24 protein-coding genes and 1 pseudogene are annotated in these 26,067 nt (G+C 50.5%); 18 read left to right on the forward strand and 7 right to left on the reverse strand.

What is annotated here, in order from left to right; translation table 11 throughout:
* Nucleotides 1–499 precede the first annotated feature (499 nt).
* The 12 genes from B3D59_RS12930 to B3D59_RS12985 are packed head-to-tail and all read left to right on the forward strand — an operon-like array spanning nucleotide 500 to nucleotide 14,123.
* Nucleotides 500–1,270: a DUF3450 domain-containing protein gene (locus B3D59_RS12930; RefSeq protein ID WP_286820246.1), complete on the forward strand. Its 771-nt coding sequence runs from the start codon at nucleotides 500–502 to the stop codon at nucleotides 1,268–1,270.
* Nucleotides 1,267–2,712, forward strand: a complete 1,446-nt coding sequence (locus B3D59_RS12935) for a MotA/TolQ/ExbB proton channel family protein (protein ID WP_286820247.1) — start codon at nucleotides 1,267–1,269, stop codon at nucleotides 2,710–2,712. Before B3D59_RS12930 ends, B3D59_RS12935 begins: the two co-directional genes overlap by 4 nt.
* On the forward strand, nucleotides 2,712–3,323 hold the full coding sequence (locus B3D59_RS12940; RefSeq protein ID WP_286820248.1) for a MotA/TolQ/ExbB proton channel family protein: 612 nt from the start codon (nucleotides 2,712–2,714) through the stop codon (nucleotides 3,321–3,323). Before B3D59_RS12935 ends, B3D59_RS12940 begins: the two co-directional genes overlap by 1 nt.
* A gap of 11 nt (nucleotides 3,324–3,334) precedes the next feature.
* Complete coding sequence (locus B3D59_RS12945; protein ID WP_286820249.1) at nucleotides 3,335–3,754, forward strand: ExbD/TolR family protein; 420 nt, start codon at nucleotides 3,335–3,337, stop codon at nucleotides 3,752–3,754.
* A 5-nt stretch (nucleotides 3,755–3,759) separates the two neighbouring features.
* Nucleotides 3,760–4,434 (forward strand): energy transducer TonB, encoded by a 675-nt coding sequence (locus B3D59_RS12950; protein WP_286820278.1) that lies wholly within the window; start codon nucleotides 3,760–3,762, stop codon nucleotides 4,432–4,434.
* 8 nt (nucleotides 4,435–4,442) lie between these two features.
* Complete coding sequence (locus tag B3D59_RS12955; protein ID WP_286820250.1) at nucleotides 4,443–5,774, forward strand: tetratricopeptide repeat protein; 1,332 nt, start codon at nucleotides 4,443–4,445, stop codon at nucleotides 5,772–5,774.
* A gap of 57 nt (nucleotides 5,775–5,831) precedes the next feature.
* Complete coding sequence (locus tag B3D59_RS12960) at nucleotides 5,832–7,988, forward strand: TonB-dependent receptor (RefSeq protein ID WP_422653201.1); 2,157 nt, start codon at nucleotides 5,832–5,834, stop codon at nucleotides 7,986–7,988.
* 11 nt (nucleotides 7,989–7,999) lie between these two features.
* Nucleotides 8,000–8,914, forward strand: a complete 915-nt coding sequence (locus tag B3D59_RS12965) for a class I SAM-dependent methyltransferase (protein WP_286820252.1) — start codon at nucleotides 8,000–8,002, stop codon at nucleotides 8,912–8,914.
* A complete protein-coding gene (locus tag B3D59_RS12970; protein WP_286820253.1) occupies nucleotides 8,904–10,508 on the forward strand; it encodes an ABC transporter substrate-binding protein in 1,605 nt (534 codons plus the stop codon). The genes B3D59_RS12965 and B3D59_RS12970 overlap by 11 nt, the downstream gene beginning before the upstream one ends.
* 1 nt (nucleotide 10,509) lies before the next feature.
* Nucleotides 10,510–11,541 (forward strand): ABC transporter permease, encoded by a 1,032-nt coding sequence (locus B3D59_RS12975; RefSeq protein ID WP_286820254.1) that lies wholly within the window; start codon nucleotides 10,510–10,512, stop codon nucleotides 11,539–11,541.
* The gene (locus tag B3D59_RS12980; RefSeq protein WP_286820255.1) at nucleotides 11,538–12,392 is read left to right on the forward strand and encodes an ABC transporter permease; all 855 of its coding nucleotides are present in this window, start codon (nucleotides 11,538–11,540) and stop codon (nucleotides 12,390–12,392) included. The genes B3D59_RS12975 and B3D59_RS12980 overlap by 4 nt, the downstream gene beginning before the upstream one ends.
* A gap of 3 nt (nucleotides 12,393–12,395) precedes the next feature.
* The gene (locus tag B3D59_RS12985; protein WP_286820256.1) at nucleotides 12,396–14,123 is read left to right on the forward strand and encodes an ABC transporter ATP-binding protein; all 1,728 of its coding nucleotides are present in this window, start codon (nucleotides 12,396–12,398) and stop codon (nucleotides 14,121–14,123) included.
* Nucleotides 14,124–14,147: 24 nt separating this feature from the next.
* Here B3D59_RS12985 and B3D59_RS12990 read toward each other — a convergent pair.
* Nucleotides 14,148–14,357, reverse strand: a pseudogene (locus B3D59_RS12990) (DUF4277 domain-containing protein); the annotation flags it as partial.
* A gap of 83 nt (nucleotides 14,358–14,440) precedes the next feature.
* Entirely contained in the window at nucleotides 14,441–15,190 is a 750-nt protein-coding gene (locus tag B3D59_RS12995) for a J domain-containing protein (protein WP_286820258.1), read from the reverse strand.
* 521 nt (nucleotides 15,191–15,711) lie between these two features.
* Between B3D59_RS12995 and B3D59_RS13000 the strand changes: the two genes are divergently transcribed.
* Nucleotides 15,712–16,473: an ABC transporter ATP-binding protein gene (locus B3D59_RS13000; protein WP_286820259.1), complete on the forward strand. Its 762-nt coding sequence runs from the start codon at nucleotides 15,712–15,714 to the stop codon at nucleotides 16,471–16,473.
* Complete coding sequence (locus B3D59_RS13005) at nucleotides 16,454–17,374, forward strand: SufB/SufD family protein (protein WP_286820260.1); 921 nt, start codon at nucleotides 16,454–16,456, stop codon at nucleotides 17,372–17,374. The genes B3D59_RS13000 and B3D59_RS13005 overlap by 20 nt, the downstream gene beginning before the upstream one ends.
* A 157-nt stretch (nucleotides 17,375–17,531) precedes the next feature.
* Here the strand turns inward: B3D59_RS13005 and B3D59_RS13010 are convergent, their stop codons facing one another.
* The 5 genes from B3D59_RS13010 to B3D59_RS13030 all read right to left on the reverse strand — a co-directional run bounded on the left by B3D59_RS13010 (nucleotide 17,532) and on the right by B3D59_RS13030 (nucleotide 23,277).
* Nucleotides 17,532–18,230, reverse strand: a complete 699-nt coding sequence (locus tag B3D59_RS13010) for an AAA family ATPase (RefSeq protein ID WP_286820261.1) — start codon at nucleotides 18,228–18,230, stop codon at nucleotides 17,532–17,534.
* Between the two features lie 358 nt (nucleotides 18,231–18,588).
* On the reverse strand, nucleotides 18,589–20,235 hold the full coding sequence (locus tag B3D59_RS13015) for a methyl-accepting chemotaxis protein (RefSeq protein WP_286820262.1): 1,647 nt from the start codon (nucleotides 20,233–20,235) through the stop codon (nucleotides 18,589–18,591).
* Entirely contained in the window at nucleotides 20,232–21,164 is a 933-nt protein-coding gene (locus B3D59_RS13020; protein ID WP_286820263.1) for a hydrogenase small subunit, read from the reverse strand. The genes B3D59_RS13015 and B3D59_RS13020 overlap by 4 nt, the downstream gene beginning before the upstream one ends.
* A gap of 55 nt (nucleotides 21,165–21,219) precedes the next feature.
* Nucleotides 21,220–22,731, reverse strand: coding sequence for a nickel-dependent hydrogenase large subunit (locus B3D59_RS13025; protein WP_286820264.1), 1,512 nt, complete (start codon nucleotides 22,729–22,731; stop codon nucleotides 21,220–21,222).
* Nucleotides 22,732–22,884: 153 nt separating this feature from the next.
* Entirely contained in the window at nucleotides 22,885–23,277 is a 393-nt protein-coding gene (locus B3D59_RS13030) for a hypothetical protein (RefSeq protein ID WP_286820265.1), read from the reverse strand.
* A 224-nt stretch (nucleotides 23,278–23,501) separates the two neighbouring features.
* On the opposite strand from B3D59_RS13030, the gene B3D59_RS13035 reads away from it, so the two are divergent.
* The 4 genes from B3D59_RS13035 (at nucleotide 23,502) to B3D59_RS13050 (ending at nucleotide 26,066) form a co-directional block, all read left to right on the forward strand.
* Nucleotides 23,502–23,927 carry a hypothetical protein gene (locus tag B3D59_RS13035; protein ID WP_286820266.1) on the forward strand — a complete coding sequence of 142 codons (426 nt, stop codon included), beginning with the start codon at nucleotides 23,502–23,504 and terminating at the stop codon, nucleotides 23,925–23,927.
* Between the two features lie 62 nt (nucleotides 23,928–23,989).
* Nucleotides 23,990–24,727 carry a 3-oxoacyl-ACP reductase FabG gene (gene fabG, locus B3D59_RS13040; protein ID WP_286820267.1) on the forward strand — a complete coding sequence of 246 codons (738 nt, stop codon included), beginning with the start codon at nucleotides 23,990–23,992 and terminating at the stop codon, nucleotides 24,725–24,727.
* The gene (locus B3D59_RS13045) at nucleotides 24,727–25,353 is read left to right on the forward strand and encodes an outer membrane lipoprotein carrier protein LolA (protein ID WP_286820268.1); all 627 of its coding nucleotides are present in this window, start codon (nucleotides 24,727–24,729) and stop codon (nucleotides 25,351–25,353) included. The genes fabG and B3D59_RS13045 overlap by 1 nt, the downstream gene beginning before the upstream one ends.
* On the forward strand, nucleotides 25,350–26,066 hold the full coding sequence (locus tag B3D59_RS13050) for a hypothetical protein (RefSeq protein ID WP_286820269.1): 717 nt from the start codon (nucleotides 25,350–25,352) through the stop codon (nucleotides 26,064–26,066). The genes B3D59_RS13045 and B3D59_RS13050 overlap by 4 nt, the downstream gene beginning before the upstream one ends.
* Nucleotide 26,067 lies beyond the last annotated feature (1 nt).

Consider the following 26,067-nt stretch of genomic DNA (forward strand, 5'->3'; position numbering starts at 1 on the left):
GAAATATCCGATGAAGTTATTGATATTAAATCGAATTATGATCAAATGACTGGGCCTGCTAATGCGGCAGCTTGATAATCTTTTGATTGACTGAATTCGACTGCTATATCAATAATTTATACTTCATTTGTCAACGATTTGATTGGGCGTTCATAGATTGCATTCTAATGCAGGTTCCAAATCTGGAGCAAAGAAAATGTGGTGGTTTGGACACCTCAATCCTGATCGTTTAAAAAAGGGATATAATGTCTGAATTCAAATATCAGTAAAAACCCCTTCCTATAACTCCTTGACAACAAAAAATTAATATGATTTAAAGGGCGGAATGCGTCAAGAAGGCGCATACGACAAATCGTTATTTAGTAAACATAAAGTAAACTAAAGCCAAGAAGGCAAGCGTATCGAAATTTTCGATGCAACCATCCTTTTTGGCTTTTTTATTTTCTATTTAATTCGTTTTTACTGAAGATATTAGCTTGAATGAAAGCAGGAGAAGGCTATGAACAAAGGCAAAATACTCATACATGTTTTCCTATTACTGACAATGTCATGGTCCTATGATGCCCTGGCAGGGAATGTGAAAAAAGAGATCCAAGCCCCTGTTCATGAGGCTGTGGGAATTGAACAAAAAATCCAGGCTCGGGATGTCAACTGGCGCACTGAAAAAGAAAAAAAGACATTGGTGTTCGAAGCCCTGGAAAAAGAACTGGCCATGCGGGAAAAGGAACTGAACACTGAAGCTGCCCGGAGAACTGCCCTGATTTCAAGCATAATCCGAAAAACAAAGCAGATAGAGGACCTTGCAGAGATTGAGGGTCAGATGTCTCCATTTCTTTACGATTTATTAGACAAAATAAAAGAAATAAACGCCCGGGATCTACCCTTTTTACAGGAGGAGCGTCAAAAAAGGATTCAGGCACTTGAAGAATTAAACGCCAATCCCCAAGTCCCGGTAAGCGAAAAATTCAGAAAATTGATGGAAGCCCTTTTGGTGGAAACCGAATACGGCACAACCATTGAAGCCTACCAGCAAACGATTCCCCTTTCCGGAGAAGAGACCCTGGTCAACATCTTCAGACTTGGACGGCTGCGCCTTTTTTATCAGACCCTGGACAAACAGAAATGCGGTTTTTTCAACCCTGCACAAAAGGTATGGGAACCCTTGGGGAACACCCATCTTAAAACCATTCAGGCTGCCATAGACATGGGCTTAAAGCGCAAACCCGTTGAGATTTTAACCCTGCCTATAGGAAGGATCGTGGTCCAATGAAAAACAACCCCATATCCATATATATAATAATAGGTGCGGCGCTGGGTGCTCTGCTGCTTTTCGGCCAGTCGGCATGGGCAAAGGATATCCGGGAAGTTCGCATCGAAGCCCGGAAAATTGAAGAATCCATGAAACAAAAGGCGGCGGCGGAACTGTCTGCCGCCCAAAAGGCAGCCAGGGAAAGCCGCCAGCAAATTTTGGCAGACAGGTCCCGGCTGGACCGGGCCATTGCGGATTTAAAGCAGCGGATTGTAGTCGTTGATGTTGAACTTAAAGCCCTTAAATCTGAAAACCAAAGCCTGACCACACAGGACAGCCAACTGGCCGCAAAACTGGATAAAGCCCAGGGCACGGTCCAGGAATTGTCCGGCGTCATCCGCATGAATGCCAAAGACATCCGTTCCCTTATGGATGACAGCTTTCTTACCGGGATCTATCACCCGGACACCCAATTTTTATCTCCCATTACAGATAATTCCATTATTCCAGGGATGGACCGGATCAAAGCCATGTCTAACCTGCTTTTTGACCAGATTGACCAGGGCGGATCTGTCTGCCTGGAAACCGGCACAATAGTCAATCGCGAAGGAAAGGCCCAGGAGAGCCGGATCCTGATCATCGGCGCGTTCACAGCGGCATACCGGCTGGCCGGGGAAACCGGATTTCTCAACTACGCCCATGGAGAAAAAAAACTTTATGCTCTGTCCAAACTGCCGCCCACGGCCATGCAGGGAAAACTCACCCGGTACATGGATGGAAAAAGTGATGCCGTACCCATGGACATTTCCAGGGGCGGGGCATTGAATCAACTTATTCACCAATTAAGCCTGATGGACCAGATTCCCAAAGGCGGTACCATTGTCTGGCCCATTCTGGCCATTCTGGGATTGGGTACCTTGATCTCTCTGGAACGAATTTTTTTCCTTTTGCGCCGGAAAATCAAACTTGAAACCGTGTGCAGCAGAATCGAAACCCAGGCTGAAGATCGAAACTGGGATGCTTGTGCCGAAACCTGCGACCAGTACAGTAAAAATCCGGTTATCCGGGTCATCCGCTCGGGTGTTGAAAACCGGGACCTTCCCAGGGAAGACCTGGAAAATGCGCTCCAGGAAGCCATTCTTAAAGAGATCCCGCCCATGGAACGGTTTTTGTCCACCATGGGTATGCTGGCAGCCATTGCACCCCTGTTAGGGCTGTTAGGGACGGTTACCGGTATGATCGATACCTTCCATGTCATCACCATGCACGGCACAGGTGATCCACGAATGATGTCCGGCGGCATTTCCGAAGCCCTGGTGACCACCATGATAGGCCTGTCCGTCGCCATTCCAATTATGCTCTCCCACACCCTTTTGAGCCGGGCCGTGGAAAACTGTGTGGGGATGATGGAGGAAAAGGCCATGGCACTGATCAATATCGTCCAAAAATTCAAGGTGGCCTGATGCCGGAATTTCTTCGGGAGAACCTTGAACTCATGACGGAGCTGATCCGGACCGGCGGCGTGGTTATGGTACCCCTGGTCATCTTAAGTCTTGTCATGTGGCTGTTGATTATCGAACGGGTCTTTTTTTTCAGGCGGCTTTACAAAAAAAACATGAACAGCCGCACAGCCCTCTCCCTGGTTCGCGAGAACACCCTGCCTGACCCAAAAATGTACCGCGGAGCCGTCAGTCTTTTGGTCACGGAGTTCATTGGAAACCGTTCGGGTTCCCCCCAACTGGATCGCCACCTTCTGGATGCCGCAGTTGCCCGGATCAACCGACGTATGACCCGCTCCCTGGCGGTGATCGGGGTCCTTGCAGCCATGGCACCGCTTATGGGACTGCTTGGCACCGTCACCGGCATGATAAGCACCTTTGACGTTCTGGCTATATTCGGCACAGGAAATGCCAAAGCCATGGCCGGCGGCATCTCAGAATCCCTCATCACCACCCAGACCGGGCTTATTGTCGCAATTCCAGGGCTTTACATGAAGGTATTTCTGGACCGGCGGGCCGAACATTTAAGCTGGCGCATCCAGCGGATGGGCTTATACCTGAAACGACACCTTTAGAGGAACAACCCATGTTAAACGTTTTAGCAAGGAGAAAAAACAAAAAAAGCGCGGTGGAGTTAAATATCGCACCGCTCATTGATATGGTATTTATTTTGTTGATTTTTTTCCTTGTCACCACAAGTTTTGTCAAGGAAACCGGTATTGATGTCACCCGGCCCACAGCATCAACAGCAACAACTCAATCAAAAGCCACCATCTTGATTGCCGTGGACAGCCAGAACCGGGTATTCATGGATCACCGGGAGATCGACATCCGGGCGGTCAGGGCCAATACCGAACGGGCCCTGGCGGAAAATCCCGACGGGGCCGTGGTGGTCGTGGCGGACCGGCAATCAGACACCGGCGTGGCCATCCAGGTCATGGACGGCTGCCGTCTGGCCGGGGCATCTAATGTATCTTTGGCTGCAGCACTTCCGGAGGGACAGTGAAAACCATGGAGAAGCACCTTGGGCTGGCCGTTGGATGGCAGCCCTGGGCCGTGGCATTGGCCGGCACCCTGGCCCTGAATCTGTTGCTTTTTTCCGTTATTCCCAATCTGATAAAACCCCAGGAGGCTGTCCCGCTGGTGGGCCCGATGATTCAGCAGATCCAGCTCACCCGGCTACGGCGCGCAAGCATTGAACCGGAAAAGAAAAAAAAGACGCCTCCGCCCAAGGCTCAACCCAAAAAGCAATCGGGCAAACCCAGCATGAACCGGCAAATCACCAGATCTCTTTCCATGCCCTTTGAAATCAATCCCCGGTTGCCTCAGGGACCGACCACCATTACCGTGCCCGAAGTGATGTCAACATCTCTGGACACCCTATCCCTTGACACGCTTTTTGACACGGGAGACCTGGATCACCCCCTGACGGTGATTTCCAGGGTTCCGCCGGTCTACCCCTTCCGGGCCAAGACCAAGGCCATTGAAGGCTGGGTATCTGTGGAATTCACGGTGAATGAACAGGGGTGTGTGGAGGACATAAAAATCCTGGATGCAGAACCTGAAAAAATATTTGATGACAGCGTGATGCAGTGCGTTGCTGCTTGGCGGTTCAAACCCGGTCGAGTCAACCGCGAAATTGTAAAGACCCGCGCTAGAACACGCATCCGTTTTAAATTAAATTGAGGTGTTTCATGAATCCGATTTTAAAAACCGTCATCGTCATTCTGGCTTTTGCCGCCGCGATCTTCTTTCCACTGGAAAAGAGCTTGGCCCAAGGTTATCAAAAAATGCCTGTTGGTATTCAGCGTCTGCTGATCAACGTCAGGAAAGCCATGGATAAAAATGATTATGCTGCTGCCGTCAAGCTCATCCAGGCGGACCAGGCCAAATCCAAAAGCAATACCCCGTGCAGCCATCCAACTGTCTGCCTGGCCCTAGGCAATTGCTTTTTGATGCAAAAAGAGATGCCTCATGCAGAATCGGCATATCTGACGGCCTTGTCCCTGGATAAAAACTACCTGGATGCCCAGGTCAACCTGGCCAAGATCTATACGGACACCAACCAGACCGCCAAAGCCGTCAAGGCATTTTGGGCCGCCTATCAACTATCTGACCCCAAAAATCCCAAATACCTGTACTACAGTGCAGTTATGGCGCTCACCGACGGCAAGACCCAGACTGCAATCCGCAGATTTGACTCTTTATTTTCCGCCCATCCGGACCAGGTCACCCGGCAATGGCGGGAAAACTATGCCAATGCCCTGGTAACGGCCCAGCAATGGAAAAAAGCCGCGCCTGTGCTCAGGGATCTGATTGCCCAATCCAAGGGAGAATCTCGGATCAAATGGCAGGAGGCCCTGCTTCAGATTTACCTGACCATTAATGACACCGGCAAAGCCCTGGACCTTGCCGGTACCCTCAGCCGGCAGGCCCCGTCCGAAGCCAGGTGGTGGAAGGCCCTGATCCACATCCATCTGACTAGGGGGGAGTATGCCAACGCCTTTGAAGATCTGATCATCTACAGTTTTGTAACCCCGTTGACACGGCAGGAAAAAAAACTGTTTGCAGATCTAAGTTTGCAGTTGAACATCCCTGCCCGGGCCGCCCGTATGTATGAAACCCTGATTACCGAATCGGCCGGAAAAAAGTCATCCCCAAGTCACAACAGACAGATGATAAACGGCCTCGTCTGTGCCTACCGCCAGATGGACCAGGGGGATAAGGCACTGGCAGTGCTCAACCGCCTTGATCCCCAAGCCGGTAATCCGGAACTTTTGCTGCTGAAAGGAGATGTCCTGTACGAGACAAAAAATTATAAGGCTGCAGACAAGGCGTTCAGGACCGCAGCCCTAAAAAATTGTTCCCAAAAAGGACAGGCATGGCTGATGGCCGGGTATGCGGCCTGGCAGTATAACGATATTGTTGCCAGCCGCAGCGCGTTTGAACAGGCAGCGCAATATAAACACCAGCGTGAGGATGCCCTGGCAGCCATTGCCCAGCTTAACAGAAGCACCCAAATGTAACGTTAACCCATTAAACGACCGGTAATGTGCCGGCGAACAAAAAAGAAGGAGATGGTGTTGAAAACTCACTTACTGAAAGGCTGCACCTTTGCAGCCGGCCTGATGTTGTTCCTCTCTTGCATAAGTCCTTTACAGGCGGATGAAAATAAAACAGACAAAAACACGGCCAACCCAAAAGTTCAGGAAATAGAAGAGATGGTTGTGGAAGACGAGGCCCGGGTCCAGGGGTATAAAACAACACCGTCCCAGACCACCATTGAACTTGAAGAGATCACATTCATCGGAGAGCCCATCTATGTTTTAGATGCGATCAAAACCAATGCCATGGTGGATTTTCGAGGGACATCAGACCTGGACCCCGGGGTGGACAGCATCTATCTGAACGGCTTCGATACCACACGATTTGTCACGGCCCTGGATGACGTGACCCTTCAGAAAACCGGCGGCCGCAAGTCAAGCAATGTTGTGGATTGGGCACAGCTGCCCGCATTTCTGCTCGAGTCCGTCGAAATCCTCCCCGGCCCCCATTCCGCTCTGTACGATGCCAAAAGCATCGGCGGGGTCTTAAACATGAAAACAAAGACCCCAAAGGAATACCGGACCCGGGTACCGCAGCTGACGTATACAACGGGATACCGGTCATATGATACCTTTTCCAATACAGCCGTTATTCAGGGTGGCGTTGAAAAATTTATCTACGACATTGCATACCAAAATTATATGACAAACGGGTATCTGCGCAACAGTGAGACCGAAACCAACATCGGGTTCGGACGCCTGGGATTTATACTGCCTGGCGATGGATATATCACCTTTTCCGCCTCATTATCAGATATTGACCGCAATTCACCGGTTAACAATCCCGGTGCGGCGATAGACGGAACAACAGACGTTGACGCCTCCTACCCCGAGGTAACGGACAGTGTCTGGGATTCCTGGCAGAACCCCACCTGGGACAGCACGGCAGAGACCTACCGTCTCAACTACGCCCAGACATTAGGGCTCAACAGAATCTTTGTCGGCGCTTATTACGGGGAAGAGACCCGTGACCGGGCCTACTTAGACTGGGTGGACGCGAAAGATAAATCCAAGGGAATCTTACCAACCTCCATGGAAACGGACTGGTGGCAGCAGGGTGGAAAAATTAAGGACGAAATCAAATGGGCCGGGGGTGAAACCACTGTAGGTGTCGACTTTACCCAGCTTTTTGATGAAAGTGTGGACGACAGTAAAACAGAGCGAATTCGCAAAAAAGGCGCATTTGTCCAGCATAAATTCGGCGTTATTCCCCATGTGGACATGACCCTGGGATTACGGTACGAGGATGTCAATATCTGTGTCAGCAACTGGTCCAACGGCAATCTGTATAACTCATATTACGACAAATATGTGAAGCGGGACTTTGACCAGATCATCCCAAAATCCATGACCACCTGGCATATGGACCATTTAGGTGCCTGGTTCCGGGACACCTCCCTTTCCGCCGGTGTCAGCAAAATCTGGCACGCCCCGGACTACCACGGTGATTACAACCCCCAGGGTCGACCTGCCGGTATTACCCTGGAACCGGAACACGGCATGGGATATGACCTGATCATAAACCGCAGGCTCTGGGGCAACATCAACCTGAAAGCCGGGTATGCGTTTTACGATATCAAGGATTTCATCGCCACCAACAGCAGCTTTGCCCAGTATTCAGGCGCCGGGGCCGGGGTGTTGCGGTTCAGCGACTATAAAGTCAACCTGGAGGAGGTTTATCGCGACGGTACCACCCTCGAGTTGTCAGGAAATATCACTCCGGAACTCTCTTTTTATCTGAGCTGGGCCTGGCAAAAATTTGAAAACCAGGGAAACGAACCGGCCGGAGAGACCGAACTGGACCAGCGGGCCGAGCACCAGGTCGGGATTGGACTGCGCTATGCCTTTAACGAAAAAGCAACCCTGATGCTGGATTACACCTACCAGAGTGACGAATCCACCGAGGTCTCCGAAGAGATTGCCGATGACGTCTGGAATTTTCACGAGGTGGACATCCCGGCCCACAGTGTGGTGGACTTAGGTTTTGAGTACAAATGTTTTGAACAGCTTGGCTGGCTGAAAAACGGCACCGTGAACGTATATATTAAGAACTTGCTGGACGAAGACTATTATGACAGTACGGGGTATCCGGCCACGGATAGTACAGTAGGCATCACCTTCACCATTAAGATATAGGGAAAACGATTATGGAACTACAAGCAAACGCCCAAACATTCTGGGAAAATCAGTGGCTGAAAACCATTGAACGATCCAAAGCTGAACAGCCGGCAAGGTCGGAAGCTCGCGGCCCCTGCGATATAAACAGATGGGACAACATGGCCAAGGATTTTGCCCAACGGACCAGCGGAGAAAAGGCGTCTGTCAAGCGGGATGCCACGCTTAAACAGCTTGTGGACAAAGGGATTTTGACCCCAAAAACACGGGTTCTGGATGTCGGTGCAGGCCCGGGCTCCTGGGCCCTGCCCATGGCCAAACTCTGCGCCCATGTCACTGCCCTTGAACCCTCGGGCGGCATGATCGACATCATGTCGAAACGGATCGAACAAGAAAAGGTTGACAATATTAGCATTGTTCAAAAAACCTGGCAGGAGACGGATCTGGCAGAACAGGTATGGAAAAAGGCCTTTGATCTGGTATTTGCCTCCATGACACCCGGCATTGACGGGCCTGATGCCGTCATGAAACTGATGGCGGCCTCCACCCATTATTGCTATATGAGCGCCTTTTCAGGTCCCGGCATGAATCAGCAGTTTGCACCCCTGTGGGAAAAATTTTTCGACCGGCCCATGCCCCAAAAACACACGGATATCATCTACCCGTTCAACCTGGTTTATGCCATGGGGTATCGCCCGGACATTACCTTTTCCTGGTGGAACAAAGAGATCGACTGGGACAGGGATCACACCATCCGCCATATCACTCGTTTTTTTCAGTCCCATATGGAGATCACCCGGGAGGCAGAACAAATCATCGCCGACTATGTGGAGACCCGGTGTGTTGACGGCGAATATGTGCCTGCCGCACCGGTCTGCCGGGGTGCCATGACCTGGTCCGTTCACGAAGACCGCAAGACCACATCGGGAGGGTCGGATGACATATAAACCGGCGAGTTATGCACTGCGCCGGTGTATAGTGATCCTGGCGTTATGTCTGTTTTTTCTGGTGCCGACACTCAATGCCGGCACCTCGTCCGGTCAGGTGGAGGTCATCCGGCTGGCTGGCGGGGACTGGGGATACCCGAGCCCCTACGCCCACTATCCCCGGGGGCCCGGGGGGTTTAAAATGTGCATGATCTTCGACAGTCTCCTGGAACGTGGGGATCAGGGACTTATCCCCTGGCTGGCCACATCCTGGCAGGTTGAAGACCAGGGAAAGGCATACATATTCACCGTTCGTAAAGGAGTCAAGTGGCATGACGGTACACCCATGACACCCGAGGATGTGGCCTTTTCCCTGAATTACGCCGGCCGCTTTCCCATGACCTGGTCCTATGTATTTGACCGCATCGACCGGGTTGAAATCCTTGACGACGACCGGATCAAGGTAACCTTGAAGACGCCCACCGCATCAATGCTTTACAGCCTGGGCATCAGCCGTATCATCCCCAAACACATCTGGGAAAAGGTGGATAATCCCAAAACATTTACCACGCCGGAGGCGGTGATCGGCACAGGCCCATATCGGCTCACCGGCTACAGCCGGGAACACGGCACCTACCGGTTTGAGCGGTTTAAGGATTTCTGGGGACCGGCCGTTCGGGTCAACCGGCTGGAGTTCATCCCGGTAAGTGAACCCATTCTGGCCTACCAGAAGCACGAGATAGACATGATCCGGGTCTCCCCGGACCTTTTGCCCAAATTTCAAACTGATCCCGAACATAGGATACTCAAGAGTCCGGGGTTCTGGGGATACCGACTCCTGTTCAACCGGAACCTTCCCGGTCCGGCCCAAATCACTCAGGTCCGCCGGGCCTTTGCCCATGCCGTTGACCTTGACGAACTTGTGGCCAAGGTGGCCCGGGGAGCCGCCCTGCCCGGACGGGCAGGCATTCTGCCCCCGGACCATATCATGGCCGCCCAAAACGTCAGAGCCTATGAGTTTAATCCCGAAAAGGCAGGCAGGCTTTTGGACCAGGCCGGATTCACCCGGAACGGGGGATCTGTGCGAACAGGAGCTGACGGCAAGCCCCTTGCCTTTGATCTGTTATGTGCCGGCGACGAAGTCCGGATGGCGCAAATTCTAAAACAGCGTCTGGCTGACGTGGGCGTGGAAATAAGCATCAAAAGTTGCAACGGTAAAACCCGGGACAGCCGGGTCAGAAACCAAAACTACGATCTGGCCATCATCGGCCACGGCGGATGGGGCGGTGACCCCGATTATCTGATCGCCCACTGTACCGGGGACATCAAGCAATCAAGTTCGCCATCAGCTTCGGGTGGTTCCGGGTTGGCCTCCCCGGCCCTGATGAAATTGTTGAACGCCCAGCGCTCCCAAACCGATCCTGAAAAGCGGCGGGACCTGGTTGTAAAAATCCAGCAGATGGCCGCAGAAGAGGTGCCTGAGATCCCGCTGTTTTATACCACGGGGTACACGGCGTTCCGGCCGGCCAAGTACGACGGGTGGATGTTTATGTTTGACCATCACAGTTTGGAGCACAGCAAACTGTCCTATTTAGACTGGAAAACATGGCGCTGATATGAAAACAAATCAAACCGCTGCAGGGGCATCCGGCCGGGTGATTTCATACCTGGTGACGGTGTGGGTAATCATTACCCTAAATTTCCTTTTGCCACGCATGATGCCCGGAGACCCGTTTGTTCATCTGTCCGGGGACGAAGGTGAGGACCTGCCGGAATTCACTGAGGCTCAAAAAAATTATTATATGGATCAATACGGGTTTGATGATCCCGTACCGGTCCAGTATGCTCGGTATCTGGTCAAACTTGCCCATGGAGACCTTGGGGAATCGGTCTATTTTAACAACGCCGTCGCGGGAATTCTGGCCCGACGGCTGCCCTGGACCCTGGGCCTGGTGACCGCAGCCGTAACGCTCTCCACGATCATCGGTACTTTTTTGGGCGTGGTGTCCGCGGCATTGCGCCACCAGTGGGCAGATCGGCTTTTATTTGTGGGGCTGATCCTTATTTCCGAGATTCCGGCATTTCTTATGGGGCTGGTGATTCTTTTTATCTTTGCTGCGGCCCTGGACCTGTTTCCCCTGTCCGGAGCCATGTCTCATTTCACTGGCCAAATGACGCTCATGGAAAAGGCAACAGACATTGCCGCGCATGCGGCCCTGCCCGTGGCAACGCTGACCCTGGCCCGTCTGGGCGGCATTTATCTTCTGGCCCGGAACAGCCTTGTGACGGTGTTGGAAAAGAATTTCATGGTCACGGCCCGGGCCAAGGGGCTGACAAAAATCAGGATATTTTGGCGACATGCCCTGCGCAACGCCCTGTTGCCCATTGTCACCCGGGTGTTTATGAGCCTTGGGGCGCTTGTGGGCGGAGCCGTCCTGGTGGAGAACGTGTTTAACTATCCGGGACTGGGCAAGCTCTTGCGTGAATCGGTCATGGTCCAGGACTATCCCTTGATCCAGGGCATATTCCTTTTGGTGACCCTCGCGGTTTTGTCTGCCAATTTTATGGCAGACCTTGTGTACCGGCGGCTGGATCCCAGGGTGAGTGAAAAGCCACACACTAAAAGGCAAAGGCTGATGAAGGCATGAGTTTTACATTCCTGCCGGCGCTTTTTTCCCGGATGACGCCTTCGGGCCGGGCCGGCGCGTTTTTTCTGGGTGCCATCATCTTCCTGGCCCTGGCAGCGCCCCTGCTCTGTTCCCATTCCCACCGGCAAATGTCAGGCCCAGCCCTCAGTCCTCCTGGATCCGAACATATCATGGGCACGGATGAACTGGGGGTGGATCTGTGGGCTCAGATCTGCCACGGGGCCAGGATCAGCCTGATTGTCGGGCTTGGCACAGCACTGGTCGCAGGGTTGGGGGGTGCCATTGCAGGTCTTGTGTCGGGATATGCCGGCGGGCTGACCGACATGATCATCATGCGCATGGTGGATGTCTTGCTGGTGCTGCCGGACTTACCGGCAATGATTATGCTGGCCGCCTTTTTCGGTCCCAGTCTGCTTTCCATTGTCCTGGTGCTATCCTGTTTTTCCTGGGTTCACACAGCAAGAATTGTCCGGTCCAGGGTTCTGGGCTTGAAACAGCGACAGTACATCCGGGCAGCCGAACTCAACGGCGCATCTGCGTTTTATCTGATCCGCCGCCATTTTCTGCCCGAGGTGTTTCCCCTTGCCGCCGTGAGCATGATCCGGCTGACCGGCCGGGCCATTGTGGCCGAGGCCGGGCTCTCTTTTTTAGGATTAGGGGATCCCTCCTCCGGATCCTGGGGTCTGATCCTTCACCATGCCACCTCTTTTCCCGGTATCTATTACACACGGTTCTGGCAGTGGTGGCTGGTGTTCCCCTGGTTTTCCCTGACCCTGATGGTGGTCAGCCTGGCCCTGGTCAGCCGGGACATGGAAAAAATTGCAGACCCCAGGCTGGGAAAAAGGAGTTGAGCATTGACGCTTGAACCACTTCTGGAAATCAATGATCTATGCCTTGAATACAGGCAGAACGACTTGGTAATCCCTGTTCTGGACCGGGTCAGCCTCTCCCTGGCCGCGGGTAAAACCCTGGGACTGATCGGGGAATCCGGGTGCGGCAAAACCAGCCTTGCCATGGCGGTCATGGGCCTTGCCAAATCCGCCCGAATCACAGGCGATATCCGCTTCAACGGCGTTGAGCTGACCGGATTGAAAGAAAAGGAGCTTGCGAAATTCCGATGGAACCGCATTGCCCTGGTTTTCCAAAACAGCCAGGAAGTGTTCAATCCGGTTATTACGGTGGGAGAACAGGTAGCGGAAACCCTGATCCGTCACTTGGGCCTTAATCGGGCGGTAGCCAGTCAACAGACAGCCAGCCTCTTTAAGCAGGCCGGTCTGGAGCCGGTTTGGCAAAATGCATACGCCCACCAGTTATCCGGCGGCATGCGCCAGCGGGTACTCATTGCCATGGCCGTTGCCTGCAGTCCGGATCTGCTCATAGTAGACGAACCCTTCACTGCCCTGGATCCAGCCGCCGCATCTGCCATGGCGGATCTGATTGTTACACTCCAGCAGCACCTGGGGTTTGCCATGATTCTGATCTCCCATGCCATGCCGGCCATTGCCAGGATGACCGAAAATATTGTCACCCTGTACGCAGGCCAGGTTATTGAAGCCGGACCCACCCAGGCAGTGCTGGCCGACCCCTGCCACCCCTATACCCGGGGGCTGATTAATGCCTGTCCTGAATTTTACGGCTACAAAGATCTTTGGGGGATTGCCGGCACCCCGCCATCCCCCGGCAGCGTCTCCGGCTGCCCCTTTTGTCCGCGCTGTGTCCAGCACGGCCCGAACTGCAGCACCCGCCGGCCGCCCCTTGTTGAAGCAGGCAAAAACAGGCAGGTGGCCTGCCATAAAGGGGGTATCACCACGGTGCTCGAGGCCCGGGGACTTGAAAAAACATTTGACCTGAACGGCACTGCCGTCAAGGCGGTTCACCAGGCGGATATCACGATTAAATTCGGAGAGGTCGTGGCCCTTGTGGGCCCTTCAGGCTCGGGAAAATCCACCCTGGCCCATCTGCTGGTGGCCCTGGAAATACCGGATAAAGGCCGGGTGATCTTCCAGGGAACGCCCTTGACGGACAACCGTGCCACCTCATGCATGAACGGCATGCAGCTGGTATTCCAGGACCCGACCCAGGCCGTGAGTCCCAGGCTGACGGTCCTGGAGGCTGTCCGGGAACCGTTGGACATCATGGGGTGGAAAACCCAACAAGACAGGGATGAAAAGGCCCTTGCCGCCCTGCCCCTGGTACACCTGTCCCGGGATACAGGGTTTCTGAACCAGCCCTGCCATGCGTTAAGCGGAGGACAGCGCCAACGTGTCAGTGTGGCAAGAGCCATGGTGACCGATCCTGTGCTTCTCATTGCCGATGAAATTACCGCCATGCTGGACCCGTCCGCCCAGGCCCATTTACTGCGCATGCTTAAGGGCCTTCAGCACAAAAAAGGCTTTTCCATGCTGTTTATTTCCCATGATATTCACCTGACGCGGAAAATTGCCGACCGGGCCTATGTGCTTGACCAGGGAAAAATTGTGGCCAAAGGTGCCGGATATGAGGTGTTTGAATCAACAGATCCATCTGAAATTACATTTAAAACCCAGCGAAGAGTGGGATTTTCAACAGGTTTCCCAATCTGATTGGGCAGTGTTGTTTCAAGGCGACCGACAACTATATGAGGCGATTTCGCTGAAAAGCAGTTCAGAGCCGTAGTCGACCGCATCATCAAGACTGCGCCCCAGTTTGTAGTGATTGAAGTCCGAGGCTTTCACCCCTGGACGAAACAGAACATCCAGCGGCTTGTTTTCGAAAAATTGAGGCGTCAGCGACAGCGGCCGATTGGAAAAACCCAGTCTATTGAGAACCATGCCGGCATATATAAAAAAAGATCCGGCAAAAAAATCGGATCGGTTCTAAGCTCTTGTTTTTTCCAGACCCATCTGAAAATCGTCGGTCATTAAAATGTTGCACTCCGGTTATGGATTTTCTGTTTTTTTACCAGCCGCTCCAGTACGTAAGGCCTAAAGCCGTATTGCAGTAGATAATGGCCGATGGGCCGCTGAAGCTTTTTTTGTTTATATAAAAGAGCCAAAAGGTTACGCTGAGTAAAATATTTATTTCGAACTGCATAATCCCCAAATTTTTCACTGAATTTACGATTGGCGAGAATATACTGTAGCTGGTCTGAGTCAATTAAGCCCCAATTAACCGCAAGCTGACCGATCGGAGGACGCTCTCTACGTTGCCGAACAATAATTTCAATAAGTGTATTCCAGGATATATATCCGGAATAATACAGGTATTGACCGATCAACAACTTCCTTTCGGGTACGTTTCCCTTATTTGAATAGAAATGATCATTTCCAGGATATGGGTTAGGCTTTTTCGGCGGTTTGCCGTACTCTGGCGGGCGTTTGGGTGGCTGAGGCTTTGATTGCTGCATCAAAACGCGTCCATCCCCTTTTATAGCGGCAATTAAACGTTCATAGGCTTGTGTGAGGGTCTTAAACCGGTCATTTAAGAATTCTTCATCCTGACCCAATGCAGCGGCACGATCCGGATGCGTTTTAAATGCCTGGCAGCGGTATGCATCCTTAATTCCAGACGGTTGCAGATATTTTAAAAATTCTATGGAAACCTCAACTTCAGGACCAAACAACAGACCACAGGCATCAAATAATTCTGAGGCGGTAGAATATTGATTCATTGAGTCTTCCAGTTCATATTTTAATCCAAAGAGAAACGATGATATCGTTATCATTCAAACATTAACAGCATATGAATAATATATAACCCAAATTGTCAAGACCGATTTTCGGATTTTGTAGGGCAATCCTATGTAATTTGCTCACAGAAAGTTAAGTCAAAAGTTTTTGCTCTAATTGGGGATCAGCTCTTCCCAATATGCAAATGGAAACAGGATTGTTGGTTGTCCCAACCGCAAGTCTCGACAGTAATGTGCAAATAAACCCCCAAGGCCATATTTATTGGGGAAACAAAGCAGATTGGGATGATGCTTTGGGGAAGGTGGTCAAATTCGACCAGCTTGCGAACCAAATCGAAATATAACATCAATATTGATTCAAACAATAAATAATAGTTTATTAGGTAATTCAAATCAGTTATTATCAAACAAATATTTTAGCCTTTTTTTTAAACGTCTGCATTACTTTTGATATGGCCAACGCATAAAACAGATTAACTAAATATCAGCAAGAGAGGGAAAAGATGCTGGAACTTAAAGATATATATTTTACCGTACCCGACGAAGAGGCGGGAAACGGATTGATCCAAAAAACCATTCTTGACGGTATCAGCTTTACCTTTGAAAAAGGTAAGTTTTACGGCATTACCGGCCCCAACGGGGGAGGAAAGACCACCCTTGCCAAAACTATCATGGGGATTAACAAAAACACCCGGGGCCAGATCATATACAATGGCCAGGATATCACGGACATGACCATTACCGAGCGGGCCAGACAGGGAATCGCTTATGGATTTCAGCAATCAGCCCGGTTCAAGGGGGTGACGTTCAGGGATCTTCTATCCATTGCCGCCGGCACTGATGACGAAGGGAAACTGATGGATATCCTGGCCCGGGTGGGGTTCTGCTCCCTGGATTTTCTCGACAAGCCCGTAGATTCAAAACTTTCCGGCGGAGAGATAAAAAAGATCGAACTTGCCACCACCATTGCCCGAAATCCCGGCCTGGCGATCTATGATGAGCCGGACACGGGCATAGATCTTTGGACCATAGATCCCATGGTTCGATTGATAAAACGGCAGATCACGGAGAACGGGACAACAACCATTGTCGTCAGTCACAATAAGGCGTTCCTTGCAGCAGCAGACTGCCTGCTGCTCATAAAGAAAGGTCAGATTGCCTATACCGGGGATCTGGAAGGCGCCATGCCGCTGCTAAGCGATTTAAGTGTTTGCGGATACGCAAATCTATGTGAAGGAGATATCGATGCTAGATGCTATAGATAAAAATTTATTAAAGGCAGTGGCAGGCCTGGACGGCATTCCCAAAGGCGCATTCAATATCCGGAAAAACGGAAAACTTTTATCACGTGCGGTGTCGGAAAATATTAACATTGAACCCAATGAAGATGGTACCGGTATTGTGGTAACCGTCAAACCGGGGGTGATCAACGAATCGGTACACATCCCGGTAATACTCAACCAGGCCGGCCTGCATGACGTGGTATACAATACCTTTATCATTGGGGAAGGCGCCGATGTCACCATCGTTGCCGGATGCGGCATCCACTGCTCAGGAAGCAGGCCAGAAGGCCACGAAGGCATCCATGAATTCCGGGTGGGTAAAAACGCCACCATCCGCTACCAGGAAAAACACGTTGCCACAGGTGAAGGAAAAGGTAAGCGAAGCCTGAATCCCACCACAAAGGTCTATCTGGACGAAAACGCCGTGGTGGAGATGGAACTGACCCAGATAGGCGGCGTGGACGAGGCAAAGCGAGTGAATGAAGCGGAACTGGCCGCAGGCAGCTCCTTTTTTGTCACCGAACGTATATTGACAGAAGGGCACCAGATAGCCATCTCTGAAAACAATATTATCCTCAAGGGTCATCACAGTAAGACAAACCTGGTATCCAGGTCCGTAATCAAAGAGAACTCCAAACAGGATTTCTACGCCAACGTGGAAGCAAGAGCCAAAAGCTTTGGCCATATCGAATGTGACGCCATCATTATGGGCAACGGCATGAATGAAACGGTGCCGGCCTTACGCGCTCTGCACCCGGACGCAGAGTTAACCCATGAAGCATCCATCGGGAAAATCGCCAATGATCAACTGATCAAACTGATGAGCTTAGGACTCACTTACGATGAAGCCGTGGACAGAATCATCCGGGGTTTTCTGAAGTAACGGCCATGGCTGGCCGGTAGATGTTGAATTTTTTATCCTAAAAAAATAAAACCTACAAAAAAACTCAAAGGGGATTGGAATTTTCCCAATCCCCTACATTAGAAACGCCGGTACTTAGTGGATTTCTATGAACAATAACGATAACAATAACGAAAACTTAAGCCAAGGCCTCCTGGATAATACTGACTGCCTTTTCCACGGATATCTTACCTGTGTTTAAAACCAGGTCGTAGTTGGCCGGATCCTGAGTATCAGCATTAAAATACCGCCTGATAAAGGCCCTCCTGTTGGCATCAATGCTGACCATAAGTTTCTTGGCATCATCCGCGTTCAGCCCCTTGTCCTTCTGTACCACCTTGCAGCGCATGTCATCAGGGGCAACGATTCTCACCCTTAGGGCGTTAGTGTCTTTTAAGGCAAAATTGCCTCCCCTGCCCAGAATAACGGCATTGCCGTGACTGCCGATTGTATTGAGTACCCGAAGCAGAATTTTTGAATACTCGTCAGGCCATAGATGGTGTTTGTGGACCAATGCGGCAATCAGGTCATCCACAATATTCATTTTCTTCTCATCAAGGGTGTCAAGCAGAGTCTTAGCCCTATCAGTTTCAACTATAGTATTACTTCTATCAGAAGAATCCTTGGTCTCCTTGATCATGCCCTCAACTATTTCATAGTCAAATAGGTCAAAGCCCAACGCTTTCGCAAGTGCTTCAGCCACCTCATGTCCACGGCTGCCACGTTGCCTTGAAATGGTAATCACATTGCAGGTATCCACCGGGCTTACGCCCTGCTTCTTTTGCATTTCCCACCGTTTAATCTGTTCATCGATAATCTTATGAATGGACCTGGTCATGAACCCCTCCTTTCCCGGGCATACCGGGGGTTAGATAAATTTACATTCGTGCCTGGCTTTAATTTCCTCCAGAAGGCCTACAAATTTTGATGGATCAACCTCAGCATGTTGATATTTTATCAAACTTCATCTCTCATTTTATAATAATGACTAATAGTGGGCGAAAATAGAACCAAGCCCCACTGCATTTTAATGAATGATGTGAATATCATAATCCTTGTTCACTATAAAATCAATTCCGGTTTTGCATGGGACCAGATTTGCGCGACAGGCCGGCTTAAGTGTATCTCATTACTCAGACGACATTATCTCATTTGGCGAAATTTTATACAAAGCCCCAAAGCCCGGGCGAAAAAAATTAGGTTTTAAATTGATCCACCGATGTTTTCAGGGTTTTGGATATCTGACTGAGGCGGTCCGCACTTGCGTTTATTTCCGAACTTCTGTCCGACATACCACGGGCTGCCTGGTGAACATCGTCAATATCACTTGCAATTTTCTGAACTTTTTTTGAACTTTCCATTACATTACGGGTAACCTCTTGGATTCCCAAGGCGGCCTGGCTGACATTGCCGGCAATTTCACGCGTAGTGCCCGACTGTTCTTCCACGCTGGTGGAGATGGTGTCGATCATGGCATTGACACTGTCAATGGCATTGCTGATTTCTAAAATTTCCGAAATCGCCTGATGGGTCGAGTCCTGAATACGGAGGACTTTTCCCTGAATTTCATGGGTGGCGTCTGCGGTTTGCTGTGCCAGGGTTTTAATTTCATTGGCGACCACGGCAAAGCCTTTGCCGCGTTCACCAGCGCGCGCGGCTTCAATGGTCGCATTCAAGGAGAGTAGCTTGGTTTGTTCGGAAATATCTTTAATGGTTTCAACCACATCTCCAATTTCATGAGCACTCAGCTCAAGATTTTTAATGCTGTCGGTTGCTTTCTGGGTTTTGGAGACGGCGTAGTGGCTGTTTTTGCGGGTTTCTTCAGTATTCTTGGCAATCGCGCCAATCATGGTACTCATCTGTTCAGCCGCAGAAGAGACCATTTCGATATTGTTGGAGGATTGTTCAGCCGCCGCTGCCGTTGACGTCATGTTATCGCTCACATCCACGGCCGCTGCTGCCACGGCATTAGACCTTTCGGTCATTATAACGGCGGCATCTGACATCTTTTTTGAAATTTCAAGAAGCTCCGCGGATGACGTATTCTGCTTTTCAGAATTGTTTGCGATATCCCGGATAATCCCGTGCAGTTTTTCAACAAAGGTATTGAACCACTTGGCAAGGCTGCCCAGTTCATCTGCAGAAGCGACGTTTAACCTTTTGGTCAGGTCACCGTCGCCTTCAGCCGCATCCTTCAATCCGCTGAGAACGCTAAAAATTGGTTTTTTGACCATTTTCTGGATGGCAATAAACACCATACAACTCATAATAAACAGAAGAATCACTGATCCGGCAGTGGTAAAATACTTGAGTTTGGAGATAACCGTATTTAAGGCGCTAAGATCGTATGCAAGGGAGAGAATGCCGCCGATTTCTCCTTTTTTCCAGGTCGGATGACACCGGATACAGTCTGCTACAACGGGCTGGGGGCCGAAAATGACAAGCCGACTGTCATGTTTTTGCACAACTTGCGCCTTTTCTTCCCGGATGCGGGACAATAATCCCTCCGGAAAAGGCTCTGCCTTGTCCAACGCATTGGACGACAAATTGACCCCGCCTTTCCGGTCATAAAGATTGACCTCTATCACCCCGTTAATTTCCTTTTGGTGGTGGAGCAGTTTTTGGAAGTTGTTCATCTGGCCCCGTTCAAGCGATCCTTTTACACCGTCTTCAAAGGCGTTGAACAAGGTGTGAACGGACTGAGTGTAGGTCAGTCGCATCTGGTTTTCCACAAACCGATTTAAAAGCGCTACGGAAGCAGCAAGACAGATCAACAAGACAATAACCACCGTGAGAATGACTTTATAGGTAATGGAGAGTCGGGCGAACAAACGAATTTTCATGACTTTTCTCCTGGGGTTCCGGGAATGACGATTTCAGCGTTACGGTAAAACGGAAAATCTTTTTTCTTTGCAAACATGGGCGATGAACAGCCGATACAAGGTGCATTGGCATCAATGCACCAGGTCTGTCCACTGTTCCACCACCGGGTGGGGCAGTCTGCAAATGTGTTCGGCCCCAGACAGCCGATTTTAAAAAGACAGCCTTGATCTCCCAGTTTTTCAGCAAAAATCTCCTGCTGGAAGTCATGGTACCGGGGACACAATTCATGGACCTTCCGGCTGAAAAAAGCAGCCGGTCGGGTATCCGTAAGTTCCGGGAGTCCGATTTTCACCAGGTGAACAATGGTTTTCCAAACCCAGTCCGGATGCACCGGGCATCCTGGAATGGAGATCAGGAGCGGCTTTTTATTTATTGTTTTGTAAAAATCGTTCAGGCTGACAGCGCCGGTCAGGTTGCCTTCAGCAGCCGGAATACCTCCATAAGAACTGCAGGTGCCGATGGCAACGGCACCGCTCATGGTTCGGGCGGCAGCACTCAGGTAGTCTGCAATGGGTTTTCCGCCAATGACGCAGGCATCAGGCATCCCCAAGGGAATGGACCCTTCCACAGCCAGAAAATAATCCCCGGCATTCCCGCTGATATAAGCGTTCATCAGATCCAGCACCTGTTTTCCGGATGCGGCCGACAGATCCTGATGGTAGACCAGCTTGGAGTACTGGGTAATCATGGAGACCGCACCGGGCGCTTCGGCCTGCAGCAGGGATACGGAACACCCGGTGCAAGATTGTGCCTGAAGATAGATCAGCTTGGGCACGGATTTGGGATCAATGGTTTTCAGGGCGGCTTTGACCGCTGATGGGAACCCGGCAATCGGAAGGGAGGCACCGAGACAGGCAGCCAGTTTCAAAAAATCTCGTCTATTTATCATGGAATTTTTCCTCCGAACTTATCTGTATAACATGGGTGTGGGATGTTGTGTCATATCAGTGAACGGCACAGGCCAGACAGGGATCAAAAGAATGCACAATCCGGTTGGCCTCGATTTGTTGGGCAGGATCTTCGACCCTGGTGCCGATGAGGGCGGACTCCAATGCACCGGGCATGCCTGTGTCATCCCTGGGAGAACAGTTCCATGTGGTCGGCACCACACATTCATAATGATCAATTTTATAGTTTCTGATCCGGATATAATGAAGCAGGGCACCCCTTGATGCCTCGGTGAGGCCGAAGCCTTCCCCGGCTTCCGGTATTTTTATCTCAGGTATGAATGGCGCAGACGGATTGATTTGTTCAGTCTGGTCCAGAAGAAAATCTGCGATTACGACGGCAGACACGGCGCGGCACAGGTGCCGGCCCAGGACCGAATTGAGTTGTTCCGGCCCAATCTCCGCCATACCGGCGAACCGGTCCACCAGCTGCTTGACGGTTTCATTGCCGCCCTGTAAATAATCCACTAGTATCCTTGCCGCCGGTCCGACTTCCAGTACATGCCCGCCATACCGGGGGGCCTTTACCCAGGAATAGGCGCCTTCTTTGTGCGGAGCCGGTGTCAGCCGGCCCTGGGTGACTTTCAGACCGGATGGGGAGCTGTATTTGGCAAATTTAACATCTTCGGTAATGTCTCCTGTTTTTACCGTTTCCACTTTCCCGTCAATAAGCACGCCGGGCGACAGGAGCCTGGGACTGTCCGGTTCCGGCCCAAATGGCAGCAGGCCGTAGGACATGAAGCCGCCCTTGCTTTGGCCGATATGCCAGTATTCCGGGAATGCGCCGGCAACTGCCAGAAGATCGGGCAGGTACTTGTTATGAATAAAATGCTTAACCTCATGAATCAGCGCCTGATAAGACGAGATGGCGTCAATGTCCGGCGGCCGGGTGCAGCCGCCGGGAAAAATCCCCGTGGCATGGGGAAACCTGCCGCCGAAAATGGCAGAGGCCCGGTTGGCTTTTTTCTGGATTTCAAGGGATTCCACATAATGCTTTAACGCGGTGATATTTATGTCCGCATCCGTTACATAAGTTCCGGACAGCCGGGGCAAAAAAGGCGCTGCCGGGTGGGATTCTCCGCTGCCCAGCGCGTGGTTGACCCACTCTTTCAAGTGGGTCAGGTCACGGTCTTTGCCGGTATACCCCGTAATAGCGGTCACATCTATAAAATCAAGGGCAGAGAGCTGATAAAAATGTAAAAGATAATCGTATAAATGGTTGGCGCCCTGGATAAGGTTGTGAAGAATTCTGCCGTTTGGCGGTGTCCTGAGTCGGTAGGCCGCTTCCTGGGCATAAGAAGAGGCAATGGCATGGGCATACGGGCATACGCCGCAAATCCGCTGGGTAATCTGCTGGGCGTCAAGCGGGTCTCGACCCAGAAGGAAAACTTCAAACCCTCTGAACATTTCCCCCATGCTTTTCGCATCGGTGATGATATTGTTTTCTACGGTTGTATTAATATTGAGGTGACCCTCAAGCCGGGTGACAGGGCCAATATCGATTTTCATGCTGCGCCTCTTTTTTTATGAAAGTCCAAACAGGTTGTTAAATTACTTTCATATTTTGTTGTGGGTTGATCCCGAGTGTTGATAGGCCAGGTCGGCCCATGACCGTTATTTGAATGATTCTATTATTTTCTGAATTTCCTTTTGCGTTGCCGTTCAAAAGTCTTTCAGCGTATTTTTTGCTTTAAACCAGACAAGCTTTGTTTGCGATGCAAATCCCAGAATAAATGATTTTTCGGGCACGGCCTGGGTATCGGTCTCTGAGACGTTTAGTAAAAGAGAATTGTCATCAGCATAAAAAACCGTGTCGGATTTAATTAAATCTTTATAATCGCTCTTTATGGCTATGGTTAAAATCAGGTTATTCTCTTTGCTAAGCTCGTGATCCAAAATTTTTCCGATTTCTATGCCTTTTGAATAAATCTTAGTATTTGTAACATTGGGATTATCTTCAAATACAACGTAATAGAAACTTTTAGGCGAAAACATGGCACAGTTTAGAAAAAAAGAGAGTACCACCATCAAAATAAAAATCGATTTTCTATACATGAAGACCTCTTAAATTGTTTTGTTGGACGGAATCAAATTTGATTTATTTTTTTATCCTACAAAATGAAATTAATAAAAACAACTAAAAAGGAAGAAAGGCCTTTTGATTGTGGATCAGGGCTGTTTTTGTAACTTTACACTGATATGAAAAGCCGGTATAATTCTGCTTTTTTTCAGATCAACAAAAGCTGTTTACCTTCAGATAAAGAAATACAGGACACAGGATGAATCCTAAGGAAATACCCATTAAAGATCTTCTTCCCCACAGGAACCGGATGCTCCTTATTGAACGTATTATTGAGGTGGATGACGCCTCAACCGTGTCCATTGCCGTGGTATCGGATGATTGGCCCCTTGTCTCTGCCGGATCGGTAAGCCCCATTGTCATGGTGGAACTGGCTGCACAGACCGCCGGGGTCAACAACAGTATCCACCGGTTGCAAAACCGCGGGAAAGAAGACGGCACCATGGGATGGATTGCCGGTGTTAAATCCGCCGTATTTCATATGGACAGCCTTCCTGTGGGTTCAACCCTCATCACCCGGACCCGGAACAACTTCTCCTTTGAAGATTTCAGGGAGGTTACCGGAACCGTAACCTTGGATAAAACGGTTGCCGCGCAAATCACGTTGCAGCTCGTCTCGGCATAGCAGAATTTTAAATGATGAATCATTAAACAAAAGAATCAATCATACGTTAGGATAGTCTTTCCATGTCTCAGAAAACAGATACAAAAACCGCCCTCATCACAGGCGCAAGCCGGGGTATCGGCCGGGCCGTCGCCATTGAACTTGCAAAGCAGGGGTATTACACCTTTATAAATTACCATTCGGACAAAGACGGGGCCGCCCACACCCTTGAGCAGGTCCGGGCAGCCGGTTCCCATGGAGAGATCATACAGTTTGATGTGACGGACAGGGAACAATCCAAAGCCGCAATTGACAACATCGTGGACCGGTTCGAAACCATTGATGCACTGGTAAACAATGCAGGGATCGTTGATGACGGTCTGTTCATCATGATGAAGGAAGAAAGCTGGGACAAGGTGATCCGGACCAGCCTTGACGGCTTTTACAATATGACAAAACCGATCCTGAAAAGAATGGTGCGTCAAAAACGGGGTGTTGTTGTCTCCATCGCATCTTTGTCCGGCCTGACAGGAAACCGGGGACAGGCCAATTACAGTGCAGCCAAAGCAGGACTCATCGGCGCCAGCCGCAGCATTGCAGCCGAAGTTGCACGGCTTGGCATTCGAATCAATGTTGTGGCGCCAGGACTCATCGAAACCGATATGACCAAGGATTTGCCCCTGGCCAATCTCAAAACCATGATTCCCATGGCGCGGGTGGGACAGCCCGAGGAGGTGGCACGGGTGGTTAAATTCCTGTGTTCAGAGGATGCGTCCTACATCACCGGCCAGGTGATCTCGGTCAACGGCGGCATGTTCTAATGTTTATAAAAAAAAGACTTTTCCTGGGGGCGGCCACCGTACTGATGGCGGCCGTGATTTCAGTTGGTGCAAATGCAGCGTCCCTGGCGGATATCCAGGAGGCGGCCGGTACCATCCGGTCAATCAGTGCCGATTTTATCCAGGAGAAGCACATGAAAATCCTGGTAAAACCCCTGGTTTCCAAAGGAAGTATCCGTTTCCAGAGCCCGGACGCACTGAGATTTGAGTACCGGGAACCCATCAAAAATGTCCTTATCATGCAGGGAAAAAGCGTTTCTCGCTATATACAAAAAGAGAACACATTTGTCCGGGACAATGCTTCGGCCATGGGTGCCATGACCGTTGTCATGGATGAAATCAGCCAATGGCTGAAGGGCGATTTCAACACAAATGTTTTCGATGCGACTATTGAAGAGGCGCCGGAGCCCGGCAGAATCATCCTGGTTCCAAAGGAGAAAGCCATAAGCAGTTTTATCCAGGAGATCGTTTTGGTTCTGTCCGAACAGCCGGGCGTGTTTAAAGAGGTCGTTATCCGCGAAAATCAGAACTCTTACACCCGTCTTCGATTTGAAAAAGCGACACTCAATGAAGACATTAACCCTGACGTATTTGCCGCCCCGAAATGAGACTTAAAACGGCGCTGGAATATCTCTTTGTATTTACTTTTTTAATTAGCGCAGGGTGCGCTGGTCTGCCGCCCATTGTATGCCCGGATAATTCTGCTGCCCTGGACAAACAAAGCTTTTCGCGCGAATTGAACACACTGTTCCCGACCGATTCGTTTCAGTTCGTCCATGCCATAGAGTTGACTATGGCGGGCAACCATTCGGCCATGCTCATGGGTGTTGTAAATATCCACCCCCGCCACCGCGCCATCCATTGTGTGATCATGACCCTGGAGGGACTGGTTCTTTTTGAAGCCGACCACACCGCTGAGGCGTTCACAATTCACCGGGCCATTCCCCCCTTTGACAGTCAGGCCCTTGCCCGGGGTCTGGTATCGGACATTGAGCTTATCTTTTTCAACCCCCGGGGCCGACTTGATGCCTGGGGAACGCTTGAAAATAAAAATACTATCTTAAGGTTTTCAGAACCTGACGGCGGGACAATAGACATTGTCATCTCCCCGGACAGGACCATTTGGACCCAGAACGTAAGGACCGGCAGCCATCGGATCAAACGCTGGGTTAAATATATATTTCCCAAAGCAACCACAAACCGCCGGTCTCCTGTTTTCCCAAAATCTATAACCTTGACGGCGGAATTTCCATCACGATACACGTTAACCATGACTCTGACAGACGCGAATTTAATCTCGAATACCCAACCCCTGCGGTGAC

This window comes from Desulfobacter sp. UBA2225, assembly GCF_002348205.1.
Lineage (GTDB): Bacteria > Desulfobacterota > Desulfobacteria > Desulfobacterales > Desulfobacteraceae > Desulfobacter > Desulfobacter postgatei.